This is a genomic window from Knoellia locipacati (genome assembly GCF_007992835.1).
Classification (GTDB): domain Bacteria; phylum Actinomycetota; class Actinomycetes; order Actinomycetales; family Dermatophilaceae; genus Knoellia; species Knoellia locipacati.
This window is the reverse complement of record NZ_BKBA01000010.1, coordinates 1-19,904: the sequence shown is the minus strand read 5'-3', so window position 1 is coordinate 19,904 and position 19,904 is coordinate 1. Positions and strand designations below refer to the sequence as shown.

The 19,904-nt window shown below is 70.9% G+C and carries 18 protein-coding genes and 2 tRNA genes; 9 read left to right on the top strand and 11 right to left on the bottom strand.

Going from position 1 to position 19,904, the window contains the following annotated elements; translation table 11 throughout:
- Window positions 1–85 precede the first annotated feature (85 nt).
- From KLO01_RS13900 to KLO01_RS13890, 3 genes are all read right to left on the bottom strand, one after another.
- Window positions 86–745: an ATP-dependent Clp protease proteolytic subunit gene (locus tag KLO01_RS13900; RefSeq protein WP_147066180.1), complete on the bottom strand. Its 660-nt coding sequence runs from the start codon at window positions 743–745 to the stop codon at window positions 86–88.
- Between the two features lie 26 nt (window positions 746–771).
- Window positions 772–1,395, bottom strand: a complete 624-nt coding sequence (locus KLO01_RS13895) for an ATP-dependent Clp protease proteolytic subunit (RefSeq protein ID WP_147066178.1) — start codon at window positions 1,393–1,395, stop codon at window positions 772–774.
- A gap of 129 nt (window positions 1,396–1,524) precedes the next feature.
- Window positions 1,525–2,802 (bottom strand): MFS transporter, encoded by a 1,278-nt coding sequence (locus KLO01_RS13890; RefSeq protein ID WP_147066177.1) that lies wholly within the window; start codon window positions 2,800–2,802, stop codon window positions 1,525–1,527.
- Between the two features lie 131 nt (window positions 2,803–2,933).
- Between KLO01_RS13890 and KLO01_RS13885 the strand changes: the two genes are divergently transcribed.
- Window positions 2,934–4,010, top strand: coding sequence for a LacI family DNA-binding transcriptional regulator (locus KLO01_RS13885; protein ID WP_246136225.1), 1,077 nt, complete (start codon window positions 2,934–2,936; stop codon window positions 4,008–4,010).
- 50 nt (window positions 4,011–4,060) lie between these two features.
- Here the strand turns inward: KLO01_RS13885 and KLO01_RS13880 are convergent, their stop codons facing one another.
- On the bottom strand, window positions 4,061–4,528 hold the full coding sequence (locus tag KLO01_RS13880) for an SRPBCC family protein (RefSeq protein WP_147066175.1): 468 nt from the start codon (window positions 4,526–4,528) through the stop codon (window positions 4,061–4,063).
- Between the two features lie 118 nt (window positions 4,529–4,646).
- Window positions 4,647–6,002, bottom strand: a complete 1,356-nt coding sequence (tig, locus tag KLO01_RS13875) for a trigger factor (RefSeq protein ID WP_147066173.1) — start codon at window positions 6,000–6,002, stop codon at window positions 4,647–4,649.
- 273 nt (window positions 6,003–6,275) lie between these two features.
- On the opposite strand from tig, the gene KLO01_RS13870 reads away from it, so the two are divergent.
- Complete coding sequence (locus tag KLO01_RS13870; RefSeq protein ID WP_147066171.1) at window positions 6,276–7,220, top strand: zinc metalloprotease; 945 nt, start codon at window positions 6,276–6,278, stop codon at window positions 7,218–7,220.
- A gap of 75 nt (window positions 7,221–7,295) precedes the next feature.
- Here the strand turns inward: KLO01_RS13870 and KLO01_RS13865 are convergent, their stop codons facing one another.
- Both KLO01_RS13865 and KLO01_RS13860 read right to left on the bottom strand, forming a co-directional pair.
- Window positions 7,296–7,487, bottom strand: a complete 192-nt coding sequence (locus KLO01_RS13865; protein ID WP_147066170.1) for a hypothetical protein — start codon at window positions 7,485–7,487, stop codon at window positions 7,296–7,298.
- Between the two features lie 284 nt (window positions 7,488–7,771).
- A tRNA-Gly gene (locus KLO01_RS13860) sits at window positions 7,772–7,845 on the bottom strand.
- A 126-nt stretch (window positions 7,846–7,971) separates the two neighbouring features.
- On the opposite strand from KLO01_RS13860, the gene KLO01_RS13855 reads away from it, so the two are divergent.
- Window positions 7,972–8,045, top strand: a tRNA-Pro gene (locus tag KLO01_RS13855).
- Between the two features lie 72 nt (window positions 8,046–8,117).
- Here KLO01_RS13855 and trmB read toward each other — a convergent pair.
- From trmB to KLO01_RS13835, 4 genes are all read right to left on the bottom strand, one after another.
- On the bottom strand, window positions 8,118–8,804 hold the full coding sequence (gene trmB, locus KLO01_RS13850) for a tRNA (guanosine(46)-N7)-methyltransferase TrmB (RefSeq protein WP_147066168.1): 687 nt from the start codon (window positions 8,802–8,804) through the stop codon (window positions 8,118–8,120).
- Window positions 8,805–8,886: 82 nt separating this feature from the next.
- Window positions 8,887–9,993, bottom strand: coding sequence for a PP2C family protein-serine/threonine phosphatase (locus KLO01_RS13845; RefSeq protein WP_147066166.1), 1,107 nt, complete (start codon window positions 9,991–9,993; stop codon window positions 8,887–8,889).
- A gap of 93 nt (window positions 9,994–10,086) precedes the next feature.
- A complete protein-coding gene (locus tag KLO01_RS13840; RefSeq protein ID WP_147066164.1) occupies window positions 10,087–10,554 on the bottom strand; it encodes a ribose-5-phosphate isomerase in 468 nt (155 codons plus the stop codon).
- A gap of 61 nt (window positions 10,555–10,615) precedes the next feature.
- A complete protein-coding gene (locus KLO01_RS13835; protein WP_147066162.1) occupies window positions 10,616–11,230 on the bottom strand; it encodes a mycothiol-dependent nitroreductase Rv2466c family protein in 615 nt (204 codons plus the stop codon).
- 109 nt (window positions 11,231–11,339) lie between these two features.
- Between KLO01_RS13835 and pepN the strand changes: the two genes are divergently transcribed.
- From pepN to KLO01_RS13805, 6 genes are all read left to right on the top strand, one after another.
- Window positions 11,340–13,898, top strand: a complete 2,559-nt coding sequence (pepN, locus tag KLO01_RS13830) for an aminopeptidase N (RefSeq protein ID WP_147066160.1) — start codon at window positions 11,340–11,342, stop codon at window positions 13,896–13,898.
- Entirely contained in the window at window positions 13,895–14,839 is a 945-nt protein-coding gene (locus KLO01_RS13825) for a mechanosensitive ion channel family protein (RefSeq protein ID WP_147066158.1), read from the top strand. Before pepN ends, KLO01_RS13825 begins: the two co-directional genes overlap by 4 nt.
- On the top strand, window positions 14,836–15,243 hold the full coding sequence (locus KLO01_RS13820; RefSeq protein WP_147066156.1) for a globin: 408 nt from the start codon (window positions 14,836–14,838) through the stop codon (window positions 15,241–15,243). The genes KLO01_RS13825 and KLO01_RS13820 overlap by 4 nt, the downstream gene beginning before the upstream one ends.
- Before the next feature lie 202 nt (window positions 15,244–15,445).
- Window positions 15,446–17,230 (top strand): glycoside hydrolase family 13 protein, encoded by a 1,785-nt coding sequence (locus KLO01_RS13815; protein WP_246136224.1) that lies wholly within the window; start codon window positions 15,446–15,448, stop codon window positions 17,228–17,230.
- A 3-nt stretch (window positions 17,231–17,233) separates the two neighbouring features.
- Window positions 17,234–18,049 carry a glycerophosphodiester phosphodiesterase family protein gene (locus tag KLO01_RS13810; RefSeq protein WP_147066154.1) on the top strand — a complete coding sequence of 272 codons (816 nt, stop codon included), beginning with the start codon at window positions 17,234–17,236 and terminating at the stop codon, window positions 18,047–18,049.
- A 51-nt stretch (window positions 18,050–18,100) separates the two neighbouring features.
- Complete coding sequence (locus KLO01_RS13805) at window positions 18,101–19,522, top strand: MFS transporter (RefSeq protein WP_147066152.1); 1,422 nt, start codon at window positions 18,101–18,103, stop codon at window positions 19,520–19,522.
- Window positions 19,523–19,904 lie beyond the last annotated feature (382 nt).

The following is a 19,904-nucleotide window of genomic DNA, read 5'->3' as shown; positions in this document are numbered from 1 at the left end:
CCGGGTGTCACGGAGCCAGAACGCAGGTATGCCGTCCGCTCGGGTGAGCGGACGGCATACATGGTGTGCGTGTGGACCGAGAGGGTCAGCTCTCGAGAGCCGCCTTGCGGGAGACGAGCACCTCGTCGATGAGGCCGTACTCCTTGGCGGCCGCGGCCGAGAGGATCTTGTCGCGCTCGATGTCCTTGCGGACGAGCTCGACGTCGCGCTCGGCGTGCAGCGCGATGGTGTCCTCGAGCCACTCGCGCATCCGCAGCACCTCGTTGGCGTGGATCTCGAGGTCGGAGGCCATGCCACCCGTGCCCTCGATCGCCGGCTGGTGGATGAGCACGCGGGCGTTGGGCAGGGCGTAGCGCTTGCCCTTGGCGCCGGCACCGAGCAGGACGGCGGCGGCCGAGGCCGCCTGGCCGACGACGAACGTCTGCACGTCGGGACGGATGTACTGCATCGTGTCGTAGATCGCCGTCATGGCCGTGAACGAGCCACCGGGGCTGTTGATGTACATGAGGATGTCGCGGTCGGGGTCCTGCGACTCGAGCACGATGAGCTGCGCGATGACGTCGTCGGCCGACGCGTCGTCGACCTGGACGCCGAGGAAGATGATGCGGTCCTCGAACAGCTTCGTGTAGGGGTCGGTCCGCTTCATGCCGTAGGAGGTGCGCTCCTCGAACTGCGGCAGGATGTAGCGGCTCGACGGACCGGGGACCGTGAGGCCGCTCGTGCGGGTCGGGTAGTTCGCGTTCATGTCTGGTATCTCTCCTGGTCGCCGGGTCAGTCGGTGACCGGGTTGTCGGACGTGTTGCCGGCCTGGTCGGCGCGCGAGAACACGTGGTCGACGAAGCCGTACTCCTTGGCCTCGCTCGCCGTGAACCAGCGGTCGCGGTCGGAGTCGGCCTCGATCTGCTCGGGCGTCTGGCCGGTGTGCTCGGCGATGAGGTCGGCCATCTGCTTCTTGATGTGGAGCAGCTGCTCGGCCTGGATCTTGATGTCGGACGCGGTGCCGCCGATGCCGCCCGAGGGCTGGTGCATCATGACGCGGGCGTGCGGGGTGGCGTAGCGCTTGCCCGGGGTGCCCGCGGAGAGCAGGAACTGCCCCATCGAGGCGGCCATGCCCATCGCGACCGTGGCGACGTCGTTGGGGACCCACTGCATGGTGTCGAAGATCGCCATGCCGGCGGTCACCGAGCCACCGGGGCTGTTGATGTAGAGCCAGATGTCCTTGTCGGAGTCCTCGGCGGCGAGGAGGAGCATCTGCGCGCAGATCGCGTTGGCGTTCTCGTCGCGCACCTCGGAGCCGAGGAAGATGATCCGCTCCTTGAGGAGGCGGTTGTAGATGCTGTCGTCGAGGCCGAGCTTGTCGCCCGGACCGGCTGCGACGATCTCGTTGCTGCTCACGCTGGTCGCTCCTGCCGTGATGTGGGGTCGTGCCTTTCGCTGACCCTAACGCGCGTGTCCGCCGGGACACTCCCGCCCCCGGGCGATGTTCGCCCTGAGCACAATGCCCGGACCGACGGCGTATGCCGGTCAGACCGGGCCGCGCACCGGCTCGGCTTCCGAGGTCGTCGCCACCCGGGAGGGCTCGCGCACGCTCTCGAGGATGAGCTGGACGAGCAGCGCCATGGTGCCGACCGCGAGCAGGCTCCGGAGCACGCCGACGTGGTCGCCGAGGAAGCCCAGGGCCGGCGGGCCGGCGATGAAGGCGAAGTAGCCGATGGTCGCGACGACCGACATGCGGGCCGGGGCGCGCCGGGCGTCGTCGGCACTCGCGCTGAGCCCGACGGGGAACCCGAGCGAGACGCCGACACCCCACACGGCGGCACCGACGAAGGCCATCCAGTCGCTGCCGAAGATCACGAGGAGCGAGCCGAGGACCGCGAGCACGAACGTCGCGCGCAGCACGGGGACGCGGCCGTAGGTGTCGAGCCAGCGCGTCCCGAGGAGGCGCCCGATGGTCATGAAGGACAGGAACGTCGCGAAGGCGAGCACCCCGGCCCAGGTGGGCAGGTCGTGCCCCTCGACGAAGGCGACGGCGAGCCAGTCGTTGGCGGTGCCCTCGGTGAACGCCGCGACGAGCACGACGAGGCCGATGAGGAGGGTGCGGGGCTCGAGCCACGCCGAGCGTGCCGGAGCGGCGGTCGACCCTGCGCCCGCGGCGTCCTCGGCGCGCGCGTCCGCCTCGGCCGCCTTGTCCTTCTCGTGCTCGGAGGCCTCGACCTCACGCGGGAGGAAGGCGCGCATGGCCACGAACCCACCGGCGGTGACGATGAGCGCGGACCCCAGCAGGTGCGGCAGGAGCGGGACCGAGGCCCAGGACATCCCCGACCCGACGAGGGCGGACACGACCGTGCCACCGCTGAAGGCGGCGTGGAACTGCGGCATGACGGTCTTGCCGAGGAGCCGCTCGACCGAGGCGCCCTCGAGGTTCATCGCGACGTCCCACACGCCCACCCCGGAGCCGATGAGGAACAGTCCGCCGGCCACGACGAGGCGGGACTCGGCGAGGTCGACGCCGGCGCCGACGACCCCGAAGCCGACGATCCCGATGAGCATGCCGACACGGATCGTCGGCACGACGCCGAACCTCTCGGCCAGGCGACCCGTCGACGGCATGGCGAGCATCGAGCCCGCGGACATCGCGAAGAGCGTGGCACCGAGCTGGCCTGCCGAGAGGTCGAGTCCGGCCTTGGCATCGGCGATCCGCGACGCCCACGTGGCGAAGGCGATGCCTGCGAGGGCGAAGACGACGAAGACGGCGGTGCGGGCGGCGACGACGCGCTCGCGCGGCAGGGCGGTGGTGGTCATGGAGCGGGTCCTAGGAGCTGTGGCCGGGCCACCGCGCCGTCGGTGCTGCGATCACGACGCTGACGGCGCGGAGGGAAGGAGGTTCGGGGTCGAGGTCGATCGAGTCGAATCGATTCGATAGTCTCTCTCCCATGAGCCGCCCACGTCAAACCCGCAAGGTGACGCTGCGCGACGTCGCCGACCGGGCCGGCGTCTCGATCAGCACCGCGTCGCTCGTCTTCAGCGGCCGCGGACCGGTGGCCGACGCCACCGCCGAGCGGGTCCGGGGCGCAGCATCCGACCTCGGCTACGCCGGGCCCGACCCGCTCGCCAGCTCGTTGCGCCAGGGCCGGTCCGGGACCGTCGCAGTGATCGTCGAGGACCGGCTGCTGCACGCCTTCCGCGACCCGTTCGCCCTCGCCGTGCTCGACGGCCTCGCCCAGGAGCTCGACGCCATGGGGACGAGCATGCTGCTCCTTGCCGACCACGCGGACTCCCCCGACAACCCGCTGGCGGCCCATGCCGTCGATGCCGCGATCTTCCCGCTCTGCGGACGGAGCGACAGCCCGATCGTCGACCACCTCACGGCGCGGCACATCCCCATGGTCGGCGCAGGAGCGCCGGTGCACGACGAGGTCGTCCACGTCGTCATCGACGAGCGCGGCGCCTCCGCCACTGCGACCCGGCACCTCGTCGAGCTCGGTCACACCCGCCTGGCGCACGTGACGATGCCGCTGGGCGCGCCCCGCCCCACGCACACCCTCGACGTCGACGACCTCGAGGCTGCGACTTACCCGGACTCGCGCGAACGCGCCCTCGGCTTCCTCGACCTGGCGCCCCACGGCAGCCCGGTCGTCGAGGCCGAACACCCCGACGTGGCGGAGGGCGAGGCCGCGGCACGCCTGCTGCTCGACGTCGACCCCGAGCACCGGCCGACGGGCATCGTGGCCCAGTCCGACCTGCTCGCCGCCGGGGTCGTCCGTGCCGCTCGGGCACTGGGACTGGCCGTACCCGCGGACGTGTCCGTCACGGGCTTCGACGGCGTCGACCTGCCGTGGCTCGACACCCGGCTCACGACGATCGAGCAGCCGGGCGAGGCCAAGGGGCGCCTCCTGGGTGACCTCACCAGACGCGCGCTGGCGGGCGAGTCCCCGGCGAGCACGCCGTTCGAGGTGCGGTTGCGCGTCGGGGACTCGACCGGCCGGGCGCCGGGCTCCTCAGGAGCCTGAGGAACCCGGCGACCCTGAGGAACCCGGCGACCCTGAGATCCCGGCGAGCCTCAGGAGCCTGACGAGGCCTCGGCGAGCCGGCCGAGCGTCTCCTCGAGCTGGTGCTCGCTCACGAGCGGGAAGGACACCTTCTGGAGGACGTCCTTGTCGGTGACCTTGGACCAGTCGTAGGTGTGGGTCACCAGGGTCTGGTCCGGCCCCTGCTGCTCGAGGCGCCAGACCCACTCCCAGCCCAGCGGGTCGGTGCCGGCCGGCGTGGTCTGCCACGCCAGCAGGGAGTTGGTGTCGTAGCCGGTGACGTGGTTGTCGGTCTGGTAGTCGCCACCCATGTGGGGACCGGACATGTTCATGGTGAACACGTCGCCGACCTTCTGGATGCGGTCGGCCTGCTCGACGGACCGGATGAAGCCCGAGCCGTCGAGCTCCTGGTGGCGCTGCGGGTTGCTCAGCACGTCGAACACCTCGCTGGCCGGAGCATCGATCGTGCGGGACACGGTGATCTGCTTGTCGTCGCTCATGCCCCCACCCTCATCACGGATCGGCGCGCAGTGCAACCTGCGGACCCCGGGAAGCACGTATGCCGTGTGCCCACCTCTCGGTGGGCACACGGCATACGTCGTGGTTGCGTCGAAGGCGTCAGGCCTTCGCGGTCTCCTCGGTCTCGGCCTCGGCGACCTCGGCGGCCTCGTCGTCGTCGGCCTCGAGCTCGGGGTCGACCGTCTCGGCCTGGGGCACGAGCTCGTTGAGGTCGATCGAGTTGCCGGCCGTGTCGGTGACGACGGCCTTCTCGAGGACGGCCGCGAGCGCCTTGCGACGCGCGACCTCCTGGACCATGGCGGGCACCTGGCCCTGCTGGTCGATCGCCTGGGCGAACTGGTTCGGGTCCATGCCGTACTGCTGCGCGCTCATGATGAGGTACTCGATGAGCTCGGGCTGCTCGACCGAGATCTCGAGCTTCTCGGCGAGGGCGTCGAGGAGGAACTGGCCCTTGAGCGCCTTGCGGGTGCTCTCGTCGACCTCGGCGCGGTGCGTGTCGTCCTCGAGGCGGTCCTCGCCCTCGAGGTGGCTGTTGACCTCGGCCTCGACGATGCCGTCGGGCACGGGGACCTCGACCGAGTCGAGGAGGTGCTCGAGGACCTTGTCGCGGGCCTGGACGCCCTGCTCGAACTTCTTGGCCTGCTCGGCCTGCTTGACGACGTCCTCGCGGAGCTCGTCGAGGGTGTCGAACTGCGAGGCGAGCTGGGCGAAGTCGTCGTCGAGCTCGGGGAGCTCACGGACCTTGACGGACTGGACGGTGACGGTGCACTCGGCGTCCTGGCCCTCCTTGTCGCCACCGGCGAGCGGGGCGGTGAAGGTCACCGTGTCGCCGGCCTTGGCGCCGGTGACGGCGTCGTCGAGGCCTTCGAGCATGTTGCCGGAGCCGACCTCGTAGGTGACGCCCTCGACGCTGTCGATCTCCTCGCCCTCGATGACGGCGGAGAGGTCGATCGAGAGCACGTCGCCGGACTCGACGGCGCGCTCGACGGTCGAGAGGGTGCCGAAGCGCTGGCGCAGCTCGGTGAGCCGCTCCTCGACGTCCTCGTCGGAGGCCTTGACCTCGTCGACCTCGACGGCGATGCCCTCGAGCTCGGGGAGCTCGATCTCGGGACGCACGTCGGTCTCGACGGTGAACTCGAAGTCCTGCCCGTCCTCGAGCGGGACGGCGGTGACGTCGACCTCGGGCTGGCCGATGGCCTTGACGCCCTCGGCGTCGACAGCCTCGGCGAAGAAGCGCGGCAGGGCCTCGTTGACGGCCTCCTGCACGACGGCGCCACGGCCGACGCGCTGGTCGATGATGCGCGCGGGGACCTTGCCCTGGCGGAAGCCGGGGATCTGGATCTGGCTGCCGATCGTCTGGTACGCCTTGTCCAGGTCGGGCTTCAGCTCGTCGAAGGGCACCTCCACGATGAGCTTGACCCGGGTCGGGCTGAGGGTCTCGACGGCACTCTTCACTTCAGGCACTCCACACGTGTTGGGATCAGTGGTCGGTGCGGGCCTGCGGCCCGCGGATGCGATCGCGGATCGGTGTGCGACTCCATCGCCGGGACGGCGCGGGCGTGCGCGCACAGGCGCACGGCACATCGAACGAGATCAAACTCCTCCCCATGCTAACGGCCATGGCACCCGGCGCCGAATCGCCGTCGCGTCCGCCCCCCGCAGGCGCCCGCGCCGGAGTACGTTCCAGCGAGTGGCCGGACCCGGCCCGCAGCCCATGAGGAGACCCCCATGTCACGACGTCTCATCCGTCCCGCGCTCGGAGTCCTGGCGCTCGCCGCCTCCACCCTCGCGATCTCGGCCCCCGCCGGCGTGAGTGCGGCCGGCACGCCGCCCCCCGCCGTCGCCGCGTGCGACCCGGGCGCCGGAGCCACCTCGGCCGCCCGCGTGCGGGACACGGCGAAGGACGCCAAGGAGCCCGAGCTCTACAGCAAGAACGAGGCCAACGCCTACGGCGTCATCAAGGACCGCCCGCTCATGGCCTCCGGCTCGGTGAAGATCCCGACGATCTTCCACGTCGTGTCCAAGGAGCAGCTCAGCCCGGCCGCGACGACCCGCATGAACACGATGATCGCCGCGCAGATGAAGGTGCTCAACGACTCCTACTCCGGCGCCACGGCTGCCGACGCGTCCGACACCCCGTTCCGCTTCAACCTCACGAAGACGACCTTCACCGTCAACCCGGTCTGGAACACCGTGACCCCCGGCAAGGTCGAGCGCGACATGAAGGCCGCTCTCTACGAGGGCAACTCGCGCACGCTCAACGTCTACGTCGCGGACATCGGCGACGGCCTCCTCGGCTGGGCCTACTTCCCCAAGGGCTACAACAACGGCCGTGACTTCATCGACGGCGTCGTCATGCTCGACGAGTCGATGCCGGGTGGCACCGCGGGCAAGTACTCCCTCGGCGACACCCTCACCCACGAGGTCGGCCACTGGCTCATGCTCGAGCACACCTTCGCCCACGGCTGCTCGGCCTCGGGCGACTACGTCGCGGACACCCCCCGCGAGGCACAGCCGCAGTTCAACTGCCCGGTCGGCGCCGACACCTGCACCGCACCCGGGCTCGACCCGATCCACAACTTCATGGACTACACGCAGGACTCCTGCATGAACATGTTCACGCGTGGTCAGGCCGAGCGGATGAGCGACGCCTGGCTCGCCTTCCGGGCCTGAGACTCCCCCGCACGGCCCGGTATGCCGTCCGCGCACCTCGCGCGGACGGCATACCCGTGTCCGGGGCGGGACGCCTCAGCCCAGGAAGGTGCCCACGACGAAGGTGAGTGCGTTGACCCCGACGACGCCGAGGGCGACGACGAGCCCCACGACCCCCGGGACCCACCCGTCACGGCGCCCGAACCGGGCCGCCCGGCGACCCTGCTGCCACGCGAGCACACCGGGGACGGCCATGAGGAGCAGGGCGGGCGTGGCCGCGAGCACCACGGTCCAGGCGGGCGCCCCCTGCTCGGTGCCGCCGAGGAGCGAGAACAGTCCCTCGCCGAGGACGAAACCGACGACGAGGGAGACCGGGTACAGCGCCAGCGACCACTAGGCGCGGCGGTAGGCCGCGTCGGCGATCCCGGCGTAGGTGGGCGCACTGCGGTGCTCGCCGTCGCGGGCGGGGCTGCGGGTCGTGTCCATGGTGCCGTCCTGGGTCTGTGCGACCAGCGTCGCCCGGAGGGGCGGACGTCGGACAGGGACGAAGGTCACCGACCGGCTGTGAAGCGTGGAGCGGGTGACGAGAATCGAACTCGCGTAGTCAGTTTGGAAGACTGAAGCTCTACCATTGAGCTACACCCGCAGCGCTCGTCGTGGACGGCCTGGACCGTCCGGCTCGGAGCAGGGGTTAGCCTAGTGGCCGCCTCCGCGGGATCCGAAATCGGCCGACAGTCCTCGTGTCCTGATCACGGTCCGTACGAGGCGAGTCCGGGGTATGGCGCAGCTTGGTAGCGCGTCCGCTTTGGGAGCGGAAGGTCGCCAGTTCGAATCTGGCTACCCCGACGGTCGATGCCTGCGACGCGCGCCACGCGCCTCGCAGGCATCCGTCGTCTGCGGCACGGCGACCGTCGGTGGTCAGCGGGACCGGGTCAGGGCGAACTCGGCCACCGTGCGCCCAGCCGCCAGCCCCTTGGCCTCGAAGCCGTCGCGAGGACGCCAGTCCGGCCGCTCGCCCTCGACGAGGTCCCACCCGCCGTGGTGGGCGACCTGCTCCCGCACGTGCGCGGCGTAGACGGCGTGGTCGGTCGCGATCCGGAGCACCCCGCCCGGCGCGAGCCGGTCGGCGAGCAGGGTCAGCGTGTGCTGCTGCACGAAGCGGCGCTTCGCGTGCTTGGCCTTCGGCCACGGGTCGGGGAAGAAGAGGTGCACGGCGGCGAGCGAGCCGCTGGGAACACGGTCGGTGAGCAGGGGCATCGCGTCACCCCGCTCCACCCAGAGGTTGGTCAGCGCGAGCGGCTCCGCGGCGGCGAGCATCCGGGCCACGCCGGGCACGTGCACCTCGACGGCCAGCAGGTCGTGGTCGGGGTGGGCGGCGGCGTAGGCGACCGCGGCCGCACCGTGGCCCGAGCCGATCTCGAGCACGACGGGAGCGGTCCGCCCGAACCACGCCTGTGCGTCGAGCATCCCCTCCGGCGGGACCTGGTGGCGCGGGAGCAGGCGCTCCATCCGCTCGGCGGTCAGCGGTGACGTGCGCCACCGGGGCGTGAACGTCCGGACCCCATGTCGAGGGGTGTGGTCGAGGGCGGAGCGCGACGAGGACACGGGTTGAGGTTAGCGCCGTCGGGCGGACCGTCCCTGCCGCGGCCAGGCGGCAGGACCGGCGCGCCCTCTCTTGGCCCGCGCGTCAGCGACGCGCGATGACGAAGACCGCGCGGTCGTCCGCCTCGCCCGAACGGGCCTGCGAGACAACGGCATTGACGACGGAGTCGCGGCGAACCATGGCCTGGGCGGCAGCGCCGAGCATGCGGTCGGTGCCCTCGGAGAGGTCGTGCCGGCGGGACTCGATGATGCCGTCCGAATAGAACATCAGCGCATCGCCCGGGGCGAGGTTGCCCCGAGTGCGCGGGAAGCTCACGCCGTCGACGAGGCCGAGCACCGGACCGCGTCCGCCCTCGAGGACCTGCCAGCTGCCCGTGCCGTTGGACCACCTCACCGGTGCGGGGTGGCCGGCGTTGCCGATCGAGTAGTCGCCCGTGTCGAGGTTGAGGTCGAGGTGGACGGCGGTGGCGAAACCCTCGATCCACCCCTGCCGCACGAGGTAGCTGTTGGCGGCGACGAGGAACGCGCTCGGGTTGAGGGCCCCGAGGAGGGCACCGAGCGCTCCCGACAGCAGCAGCGAGCGCGTGCCCGCCTCACGGCCCTTGCCGCTCACGTCGACGAGGGCGACCTCGAGGTGGCGGCCGCCGAGGGTGTCGCCGATGACCATGAAGTCGCCGGAGAACCCCTCGCCGTGCGCCGACAGCACCGCGGACTCGGCGGTCCAGCCCTGCGGCAGCGCCGGGAGCGTCGCGGAGCGGGCCAGGCGGTCACGCAGGTCGACGAGGAGGTTCTCGCTGTGGAAGCCGACCGACCCCACCCGGAACCGCGAGGCGGAGACGACGACCATCATCACCATGAGCGCCGAGAAGGCGATGAGCATGACGGCCTTGGTCCCGCCCGGCGTGGGGAGCTTGGGGACGGTGAGGGCCAGCCCGATCGCGAGGAAGACGTAGATCGCCACGAGGTGGCGCGTGGGGAGGTACAGACCGCTGAGCAGGACGAGTGGCGCGATCGTCACCGTGGGGAAACGGCCCGGGAAGGTGAAGACCGTCGCGATGAGAGCGACCGACAGCACCGCGAAGGAGGCGAACACGACCCAGTCGCGACGGGGTCCCGTGATGCCGTATGCCCGAAATCGCCGAGCGACCGTCAGTGGTCGTCGGCGGACGAGGACGGTGACGTCCGTAGCCACCAGTCGGTACTCCTGTCCTGGGAACTTCTCAGGGCAAGCGTAACCGACGGCCGGCCGTGCGCAAGAGGTCTGCGCGAACGGCGCCCCCGGGGATCACTGCAGGTCAGGCAGCGATTTGGTGCTCTCGTAGGCGGAGACCATGTCGATCCGGCGCTGGTGGCGCTCCTCGCCGGAGAAGGGCGTGTCGAGGAAGGTCCGCACCATCGAGCGCGCCTCGGCGACGGAGTTCATCCGGCCCCCGATCGAGATGACCCGGGCGTCGTTGTGCTCGCGGGCCAGCCGGGCGAGCTCGTCGTTGTAGCAGAGGGCGGCGCGCACACCGGCGACCTTGTTGGCGGCCATCTGCTCACCGTTGCCCGAGCCCCCGAGGACGATGCCGAGCGAGTCGTCGTCCGCCGCCACGCCCTCGGCCGCACGCAGCACGAACACCGGGTAGTCGTCGACCGGGTCGAGCTCGAACGGTCCGTGGTTGGTCACCTCGTGGCCCTCGGCCTCGAGGAACGCGATGAGGTCCTGCTGGAGGTCGTATGCCGCGTGGTCGCCGCCGATGTGTACGCGCATGTCTGGTGGTGCTCCCTGGTCGAACGTCGTTGGTCGAGGAAATTTCAGGAGGTGGTGGGGCTCAGTCGAACTGCGGGCCGGCGGTGCGGCTGCGCTTGAGCTCGAAGAAGCCCGGGGTGTTGGCGACGAGGACGCAGCCGTCCCACAGGCGGCCGGCGTCGTCGCCCTTGGGCGCCGGGGTGACGACGGGCCCGAAGAAGGCGACGCCGTCGACGGAGATGACGGGGGTGCCCACGTCGTCGCCGACGAGGTCGAGGGCCTGCTTGGTCGACTCGCGCATCTGCGGGTCGTACTCGTCGCTGTGCGCGAAGCGGGCGAGGTCGGCGGGCAGTCCGGCCTTGTCGAGGCCGACCTTGATCGCCTCGTCGAAGTCCTTGACCCCACCGGGGTGGATCGCCGTGCCGATGGCGTCGTAGAGCGGCTTGACGACGTCCTGGCCGTGCAGCTCGCGCGCCGCCGTGACGACCCGGGCCGGGCCCCAGCCGCGGTCCATGAGCTCGCGGTACTCGTCCGGGAGGTCACGCCCCTCGTTGAGCACGGCGAGGCTGAACGGGTGCCAGGTGACGTCCACGGGACGAACCTGCTCGACCTCACCCATCCACCGGGAGGTCATCCAGGCCCACGGGCACAGGGGGTCGAACCAGAACTCTGCGGTGTGGCGCTGCTCGTCGGTCATGGCCCACATCGTGCCACCCGCCGACCCCCTCAACGACGTCGAGTCCGCGTGCGAGGATGACGGGACCGACTTCAGCCCGACCTTCCCTGCAGACCCAGGAGGCTCCCCCGTGCCCGGCAAGAACCTGACCCGCGTCGAGGCGCAGGAGCGCGCAGCGCTCGTCTCGACCGACGCGTACGCCGTCGAGCTCGACCTCACGACGTCCGAGACGACGTTCGCGACGACGAGCACCATCACCTTCACCGCGACCGAGGGCGCCTCGACCTTCGTCGACTTCCTCGGCGAGTCCGTCGAGAAGGTGACGCTCAACGGTGACGTGGTGGACACGGCATACGACGGTTCGCGTATCGCCATCACGGGACTGGCCGCGCACAACGAGCTGCGGATCGAGGCCACCGGCCGCTACATGAACACCGGCGAGGGCCTGCACCGGTTCGTCGACCCCGTCGACGGCGAGGTCTACCTCTACAGCCAGTTCGAGGTGCCCGACAGCCGCCGCATGTACCCCGTGTTCGAGCAGCCCGACCTCAAGGCGCGGTTCAGCTTCACGGTGACGGCGCCGAGCCACTGGCAGGTGCTCTCCAACTCCCCCACCCCCGAGCCGACCGCGACCGACCGCGACGGCATCTCGACGTGGGTGTTCTCTGCGACCGAGCCGATCTCGAGCTACATCACCGCGCTCGTCGCCGGCCCCTACGACGTCGTGCGCGACAGCCTGACGAGCCGCAAGGGCGAGATCCCGCTCGGCATCTTCTGCCGCAAGTCGCTGACGCAGTTCCTCGACGCCGACAACCTCTTCGACCTCACCAAGCGTGGGTTCGAGTTCTTCGAGGCCGAGTTCGACCAGCCCTACCCGTTCGAGAAGTACGACCAGATCTTCACGCCCGAGTACAACATGGGTGCGATGGAGAACGCCGGCTGCGTGACGTTCAACGAGATGTACGTCTTCCGGTCCAAGGTCACCGACGCGATCGTCGAGCGCCGCGCCCTCACGGTGCTGCACGAGCTCGCGCACATGTGGTTCGGCAACCTCGTGACGATGAAGTGGTGGAACGACCTCTGGCTCAACGAGTCCTTCGCCGAGTGGGCGTCGACGACGTGCCAGGCCGAGGCCACCGAGTGGACCGAGGCGTGGACGACGTTCGGCACGCACGAGAAGGACTGGGCCTACCGCCAGGACCAGCTGTCCTCGACCCACCCGATCGTTGCGCCGATCCGCGACCTCGAGGACGTCGAGGTCAACTTCGACGGCATCACCTACGCCAAGGGCGCCTCCGTCCTCAAGCAGCTCGTCGCCTACGTCGGCCGCGAGCCGTTCCGTGACGGGCTGCGCGCCTACTTCGCCAAGCACCAGTGGAGCAACACCACCCTCGATGACCTCCTCGACGAGCTCGAGGCGACGTCGGGCCGTGACCTGCGCACGTGGAGCAAGGCGTGGCTCGAGACCGCCGGCGTCAACACCCTGCGCCCCGTCATCGAGGTCGACGACCGCGGCCGGATCTCCAGCGCCGTCATCGAGCAGACCTACGCCACGGGCTTCGAGACGATCCGCCCCCACCGCCTCGCGATCGGCCTGTATGCCGTCGAGCTGGGTGGCGCTGCCGGCTCGCGTCTCGTGCGCACCGGCCGCCTCGAGATCGACCTCACCGGCGAGCGGACCGAGGTCCCCGAGCTCATCGGCCGGTCGCAGCCCGACCTCGTCCTCGTCAACGACGACGACCTCACCTACGCCAAGCTCCGGCTCGACGAGCGCTCGATGTCGACCGCCATCGAGCACATCCGCGGCTTCGAGAGCTCGCTGCCCAAGTCGCTCGTCCTCGCCTCCGCGTGGGACATGACGCGCGACGCCGAGATGAGCTCGCGCACGTTCGCGGAGCTCGTGCTCGAGGTCCTGCCGGGCGAGACCGACTCGACCCTGCTGCGCACGCTGTTCGCGCAGCTCGCGACCGCGGTCAACCTCTACACCGCTCCCGAGAACCGCGACGAGACGCGGCGCGCGACGCTCGCCCGCCTCTGGGAGATCGCCCGGGCTGCCGAGCCCGGCAGCGACGCCCAGCTCCAGCTCGTCACGGCGGCAGCCGGCATGACGACGACCGGTGACGACACGGCATACCTGCGGGGTCTGCTCGACGGGACCGAGACGCTCGACGGGCTGGCCCTCGACACCGACATGCGCTGGACGCTGCTCACCGGTCTCGCGGGCGCGAACGCCCTGCAGGACGGCGAGATCGAGGCCGAGCTCGACCGCGACCCCACCGCCACCGGTCAGGAGCGCGCCGCCCGGGCGCGCGCCTCTGTCCCCACGGCGCAGGCCAAGGAGGCGGCGTGGAAGGCCGCCGTCACCGAGGACGGGCTGTCCAACTCGCTCGTCGACGCCTACGGCCTCGGCTTCGGTCGCCTCGGCGACGTCGCGGCGCTCGAGCCCTTCGTCGCGCGCTATCACGAGGTGCTCGGCACGGTGCAGGACAAGGGTTCGATGGCCCTCATCGAGTCGATCGTCGCCGGCTTCTACCCGCGCGGCCTCGCCAGCGCGGAGCTGCGCGACGCGACCCAGGCCTGGCTCGACGCCAACCCGGACGCCCCCGACGCGCTGCGCCGCCTCGTCTCCGAGAACCGCGACCCGGTCACCCGCGCCCTCGCCGCGCAGGAGCGTGACGCACAGGGATGACCGATCTCGACCTCAAGACGACCTTCCTGACCGCCGAGCGCATCCAGGACTGGCTGCTCACCGACGGGCTCCGGATCCTGCTGACGGTCGTCCTCGCGTTCGTCGTCCGGTGGCTCCTGCACCGGCTCATCGCCCGCGTCGTGCGGACGATGACCGAGCGCACGGGCGCCCGCCACGACGACGTCGACGGCTCGCGCGCCGGCCGGATCTGGGCGCAGGCCACGGGACAGGCCCGGGCCCGTCACCAGCAGCGGATGGCGACCCTCGGGTCGCTGCTGCGCAGCATGGTGACGTTCGTCGTCGGGCTCATCGCGACGCTCACCGTCATGGACCTCGTCGGCATCCCGCTCGGCCCGCTCCTCGCCTCCGCGGGTGTGGGTGGCGTGGCGCTCGGCTTCGGCGCGCAGAGCCTCGTCAAGGACTTCCTGTCGGGCATCTTCATGATCCTCGAGGACCAGTACGGCGTCGGCGACGTCATCGACACCGGTGAGGCCACCGGCACCGTCGAGGAGGTCTCGCTGCGCGTCACCCGGCTGCGCGACGCCGACGGCGTCACCTGGTACGTCCGCAACGGCGAGGTCCTGCGCATCGGCAACCTCAGCCAGCACCGGGCGACCGCGATCGTCGACGTCCCCGTGGCCTACGACGAGGACGTCGCGCGGGTCACCGGAGTGCTGCGCGAGGCCGGCGAGCGGATGGCCGCCGACCCGACGTGGGAGGGACGGCTGCTCGACGAGCCGACCGTCGCCGGGGTCGAGTCCATCACCGGTCAGACGATGACGATCCGCGTCCTCGCCGAGACCTCGCCCGGCGCCAAGGTCGAGGTGCAGCGCGAGCTGCGCCAGCGGCTCAAGTCGGCCATCGACGGCGCCGGGATCAAGGCACCGCCGGTCGGGCCGTTCGGCTACGGCGGGTTCGGGCCGACGGGGGCCAAGCCGTGAGCTTCTACGACGAGGTCGGGGGCGCACCGACGTTCGAGAAGCTCGTCCACGAGTTCTATCGCGGGGTCGCCCAGGACGAGCCGCTGCGCGCGCTCTATCCCGAGGAGGACCTCGGCCCCGCCGAGCGCCGGCTGCGGATGTTCCTCGAGCAGTACTTCGGCGGGCCCAACGCCTACACCCAGGAGCGCGGCCACCCGCGGCTGCGGATGCGGCACGCCCCCTACCCGGTGACGCTCGACATGCGCGACCGGTGGATGCGCCACATGCTCGCGGCGATGGACACCCTCGACCTCGACGAGGGCCACGCGGAGGCGATGAAGGACTACTTCCTGCGGGCGGCCCACATGCTCGTCAACACCGACGAGCACGCCGGACCCGCTCCCGAGGGTCGCACCACCCTCTGACCCACCCGCGCGACTGGTTGCCCCGCTGGGACAGGAGGAGCGCAGCGACGAGCGTCCCAGCGGGGCAACCAGTCGCAGACGGTGCCGGCTGGTGGCGTCCGCAACCATGGTCACCTTCGCGACCACCGTCGCGGACGCAACCCGCACGAGAAGGTGGGGGCTGCGAGTTGGTGGGGCGGACGGCATACGCAACGATGGGTCGGTGACCCAGAGCACCCCTGACGCCACTGCCCTGACTCCCCTCCACGACGCCGACCCGGCCGATGCGCCGTGGTGGCGCGACGCGGTGATCTACCAGATCTACCCGCGGTCGTGGGCCGACTCCGACGGCGACGGCATCGGTGACCTGCCCGGCATCACCGCGCGGCTGCCCTACCTGCGCGACCTCGGCGTCGACGCCATCTGGCTGTCGCCGTTCTACGTCTCGCCGATGCACGACGCCGGCTACGACGTGGCGGACTACCGCGACATCGACCCGGTCTTCGGGTCGCTGCCCGACGCCGACGCGCTCATCTCGACCGCGCACGACCTCGGCCTCAAGGTCGTCGTCGACCTCGTGCCCAACCACTCGTCGAGCGAGCACGAGTGGTTCAAGGCGGCGCTGGCGGCAGGGCCGGGCAGTGCCGAGCGTGGCCGCTACGTCTTCCGCGAGGGCAAGGGGGCCAACGGCGAGGAGCCGCCGAACAACTGGCCGTCCGTCTTCGGCGGTGAGGGCTGGACCCGGGTCACGGAGGCCGACGGGACGCCGGGCGAGTGGTACCTCCACATCTTCGACACGACCCAGCCCGACTACGACTGGACCAACCCCGAGGTCGGCGACGAGTTCGCCTCGATCCTCGAGTTCTGGTGTGCGCGTGGGGTCGACGGCTTCCGGGTCGACGTCGCGCACGGTCTCGTCAAGGAGGCGGGCCTGCCGGACTGGCACGGCCCGATGCAGATGCTCGACGCCGCCGACTCGAGCGCCGAGGCCGCCCTCCCCGTGGGCGAGGAGGAGTCCGCGCGGATCCACGAGACCGGCGACGGGCCGCGCCCGCCGATGTGGGACCAGGAGGGCGTGCACGACATCTACCGACGCTGGCGCTCCGTCCTCGACGCCCAGCCCGCGCCCGAGCGGATCCTCTGCGCCGAGGCGTGGGTCAAGCCCGAGAGCCGGCTGGCGCGCTACGTCCGCAGCGACGAGATGCACCAGGCGTTCAACTTCGACTTCCTCGACACCCACTGGGACGCCGAGCGGCTGCGCGAGGTCATCACGACGTCGTTCCGCGAGAACGACCACGTCGGCGCGCCGACGACCTGGGTGCTGTCCAACCACGACGTCGTCCGGCACGCCTCCCGGCTCGGCCTCGACCAGTCGCTCCCCCGCCCCAACGGCATCGGCGCCGACCAGGCGCAGCCGAACGCCGAGCTGGGGCTCAAGCGCGCCCGCGCGGCGACGATGCTCATGCTCGGCCTGCCGGGCAGCTCCTACGTCTACCAGGGCGAGGAGCTCGGGCTCCCCGAGTCGACCGACATGCCCGACGAGTTCCGCCAGGACCCGACCTTCCACCGCACCGAGGGCAAGGAGATCGGCCGCGACGGGTGCCGCGTCCCGATGCCGTGGGTGCGCGACGCCCCCAGCCTGGGGTTCGGGCCGTCGGACGCGACCTGGCTGCCGCAGCCGGAGGCCTACGGCGCGTATGCCGTGGACCAGCAGGAGGGCGTCGAGGGCTCGACGCTCGAGCTGTACCGGTCGATGCTGTCGGTGCGTCGCGCGGACCGGCTCGGGCTGGGCTCGGCGGCGTGGCACGACCTCTCGGGGGGTGACGTGGTGGCGGTCGTCAACGCGTCCGGCTCCGGTTCCGACGCGGGGCGGCGGATGCTCGTGCTCGTCAACCTCGGTGCGGAGCCGGTGGCGCTGCCCTCGGGCGCCGAGGTCGTCCTGAGCTCGGGGCCGCTGGGTGCTGACGGGCAGGTGCCGACCGACGTCGCCGTGTGGGCAAGGCTCTGAGCCATGGCACGTGCGGGCGACTTCGCGTACTTCGACCACAGCGGACCGATCGCGATGGCACACCGGGGCGGGGCGGCATACGCACCGAATGTCGGTCTCGAGAACACGATGCGCGCGTTCCGCGAAGCCGTCGCGATGGGCTACCACTACCTCGAGACGGACGTGCACGCGACGTCCGACGGTGAGCTCGTCGCCTTCCACGACACGCACCTCGACCGGGTCACCGACGTCGAGGGCGCGATCATCGAGCTGCCGTATGCCGCGGTGCGCGAGGCGCGGATCAACGGCACCGACGCGGTGCCGCTGCTCACCGAGCTGCTCGAGGAGTTCCCGACCACGCGGCTCAACATCGACATCAAGGCCGACACCGCGCTGGCGCCGACGGTCGACACGATCCGGCGCCACGACGCCATCGACCGCGTGTGCATCGGGTCGTTCAGCGAGCGTCGGGTGCGGGCAGCGCGTCGTGCGCTGGGTCCCGGTCTCGCGACGGCTGCCGGGCAGGTCGGGACGGGTCTGCTGCGCTATGCACCGGGGATGTTGTCCCGGTGGCTCCACACGACCGCCCCTGTGCTGCAGGTGCCGGTGGCGCACCGGATCCGGGGTCGTGAGCTGACCCTCGTGACACCGGGACTCGTGCGGGTGGCCCACCGGCTGGGCAAGCAGGTGCACGTGTGGTTCCACCCGTGGAGCGACGAGGACGCACCCGAGATGCACCGGCTGCTCGACCTGGGTGTCGACGGCATCGTCACCGACCACATCGACGTGCTGCGTGACGTGCTCGCCGAGCGCGGGCACCCGCTGGATCCGGCTGCCTGAGTCGTTCGGGCGGCTGCCGGCGTGCTGGGCCGGCTCGCGTAGCGTGGCCGCGTGACATCTGGGGACGTGACCGCGGCGGAGACGGGTTCGAGGGACGAGCAGCCGAGTGCGGGAGGGTTGTTCGGGCCGGAGTTCGCGGCGCTGACGATCGCGATCGTCGCGCTCATCTCGGTCATCGCCTTCGAGTCGATGGCCGTGTCGACGGCCATGCCCGAGGTCGCCGTCGAGCTGGACGCGGTGCGTTCCTACGGTCTGGCCTTCTCGGTCATGCTCACGACCCAGCTGCTGGGGATCGTGCTCGCCGGGGTGTGGTGTGACCGCTCGGGGTCGCTGCCGTCGCTGCTCAGCGGGCAGGTGCTGTTCGCGCTGGGGTGTGGGATCTGCGGGGCGTCTGAGGGGTTCTCGGTGTTCCTGGCCGGACGTGCCGTTGCGGGGCTCGGGGCAGGGCTGACGTTCGTGGCGGGGTTCGTCGTCATCGGTCGCACGTATCCGGAGTCGATCCGGCCGCGGGTCTTCAGTGTCATCAGTGCGGCGTGGGTCCTGCCGTCGCTCATCGGTCCGGTGCTCGCCGGGTGGGTGACGACCACGTGGTCGTGGCGCTGGGTGTTCTGGATCGTCGTCGTGCCCGTCGCCGCGGCGCTCGTGGTGCTGCTCGTGCGGCGGGGACAGATACAGGCGGCCGATGCCGGGGTCGAGCCCTCGAGCCGGGACCACCGCTCGCACGTGCGCGCCGCCTGGCTGGGGCTGGGGATCGCCGTGTCCGCCGGGGTGATGCAGTGGGGTACGCACGAGCTGGAGCTGGCGTGGTCGCCTCAGGTCGTGGCTGGTCTGCTCGGGTTGGTCGGCCTTGCGCTGTGCGCACCGCGGCTGCTGCCGGCGGGGACCTTCGCCATGCGGCGTGGTCTGCCGTCGGTGATGCTCAGTCGGTTCTTCCTGCCGTGCGCGTTTTTCGGGACGATCACCTACATCCCGCTCATGCTCACCGGTGAGCGTGGGCTGTCGCTGGCCGAGGCCGGGTCGCTGCTGGCGATCGGCTCGATCGGCTGGTCGCTCGGGTCGTGGGTGCAGGGACGTGACTCGTTCGCCGGGCGACGTGACCGGCTGGTGAGTGTGGGCGGCGGGACGCTGGCACTCGGGCTGGCCGGTGTCGTGCTCGTGACGTGGGCGGGGTGGTGGCCGTGGCTGGTCGCGGTGCCGCTGGCCGTCGCGGGGCTGGGGATGGGTATGGCGACGGCGAGCCTGTCGGTGCTCGCCCTGTCGCTCACGCGGCCGGCCGACCACGGGTCCGCGTCGTCCTCGTTGCAGCTGGCGGACGTCCTCGGGTCGGTCATCGGGATCGCGGCGACGGGTGCGGTGTTCGCCGCGCTGCACACTCGGGCAGGTGAGGACGTGCCGGCGTTCGTCGCGATGTGGGTGGGCACGGCGGCGGTCGCGACGCTCGTCGTCGTGGCTGGGCGCCGGATCCGCACCTGAGCGCGCAACTCGCCGATCTGATCCCGTGCCAAGGGGCCTCCGGGGCACGCCGCTCACCCACCGCCGAGGAAGGGTCTGCGATGTATGTTCATCCATTTTGGAGGGTGACTTTCCCACCCCAAGCGCAACACCTGAGCCTGATGTGACACTGGTGACCAACGGTATACGCAGGACCGAATAAGGTTGCGCCACAGCCTGTTTCGCCGCCCCACGACTGTCAGTGCCGCCCCGTAGGTTCGATGCATGAACACAGCGACGGAGCTGACCTACACGGAATGCGTGCAACGCCTGCACGCAGCCCGTGAGGCCGCCGCCGCGCTCCCATCCGTGCTGTGGCAGGCCAACGGCGCCGAGCTCGCCGCCGGCCTCGAAGCGCTCGGGG

Coding starts and splice junctions, on each gene's coding strand:
- KLO01_RS13900 (WP_147066180.1), bottom strand. CDS start 745: ATGAACGCGAACTACCCGACCCGCACGAGCGGCCTCACGGTCCCCGGT.
- KLO01_RS13890 (WP_147066177.1), bottom strand. CDS start 2,802: ATGACCACCACCGCCCTGCCGCGCGAGCGCGTCGTCGCCGCCCGCACC.
- KLO01_RS13885 (WP_246136225.1), top strand. CDS start 2,934: ATGAGCCGCCCACGTCAAACCCGCAAGGTGACGCTGCGCGACGTCGCC.
- KLO01_RS13880 (WP_147066175.1), bottom strand. CDS start 4,528: ATGAGCGACGACAAGCAGATCACCGTGTCCCGCACGATCGATGCTCCG.
- KLO01_RS13870 (WP_147066171.1), top strand. CDS start 6,276: ATGTCACGACGTCTCATCCGTCCCGCGCTCGGAGTCCTGGCGCTCGCC.
- KLO01_RS13840 (WP_147066164.1), bottom strand. CDS start 10,554: ATGCGCGTACACATCGGCGGCGACCACGCGGCATACGACCTCCAGCAG.
- KLO01_RS13835 (WP_147066162.1), bottom strand. CDS start 11,230: ATGACCGACGAGCAGCGCCACACCGCAGAGTTCTGGTTCGACCCCCTG.
- KLO01_RS13825 (WP_147066158.1), top strand. CDS start 13,895: ATGACCGATCTCGACCTCAAGACGACCTTCCTGACCGCCGAGCGCATC.
- KLO01_RS13810 (WP_147066154.1), top strand. CDS start 17,234: ATGGCACGTGCGGGCGACTTCGCGTACTTCGACCACAGCGGACCGATC.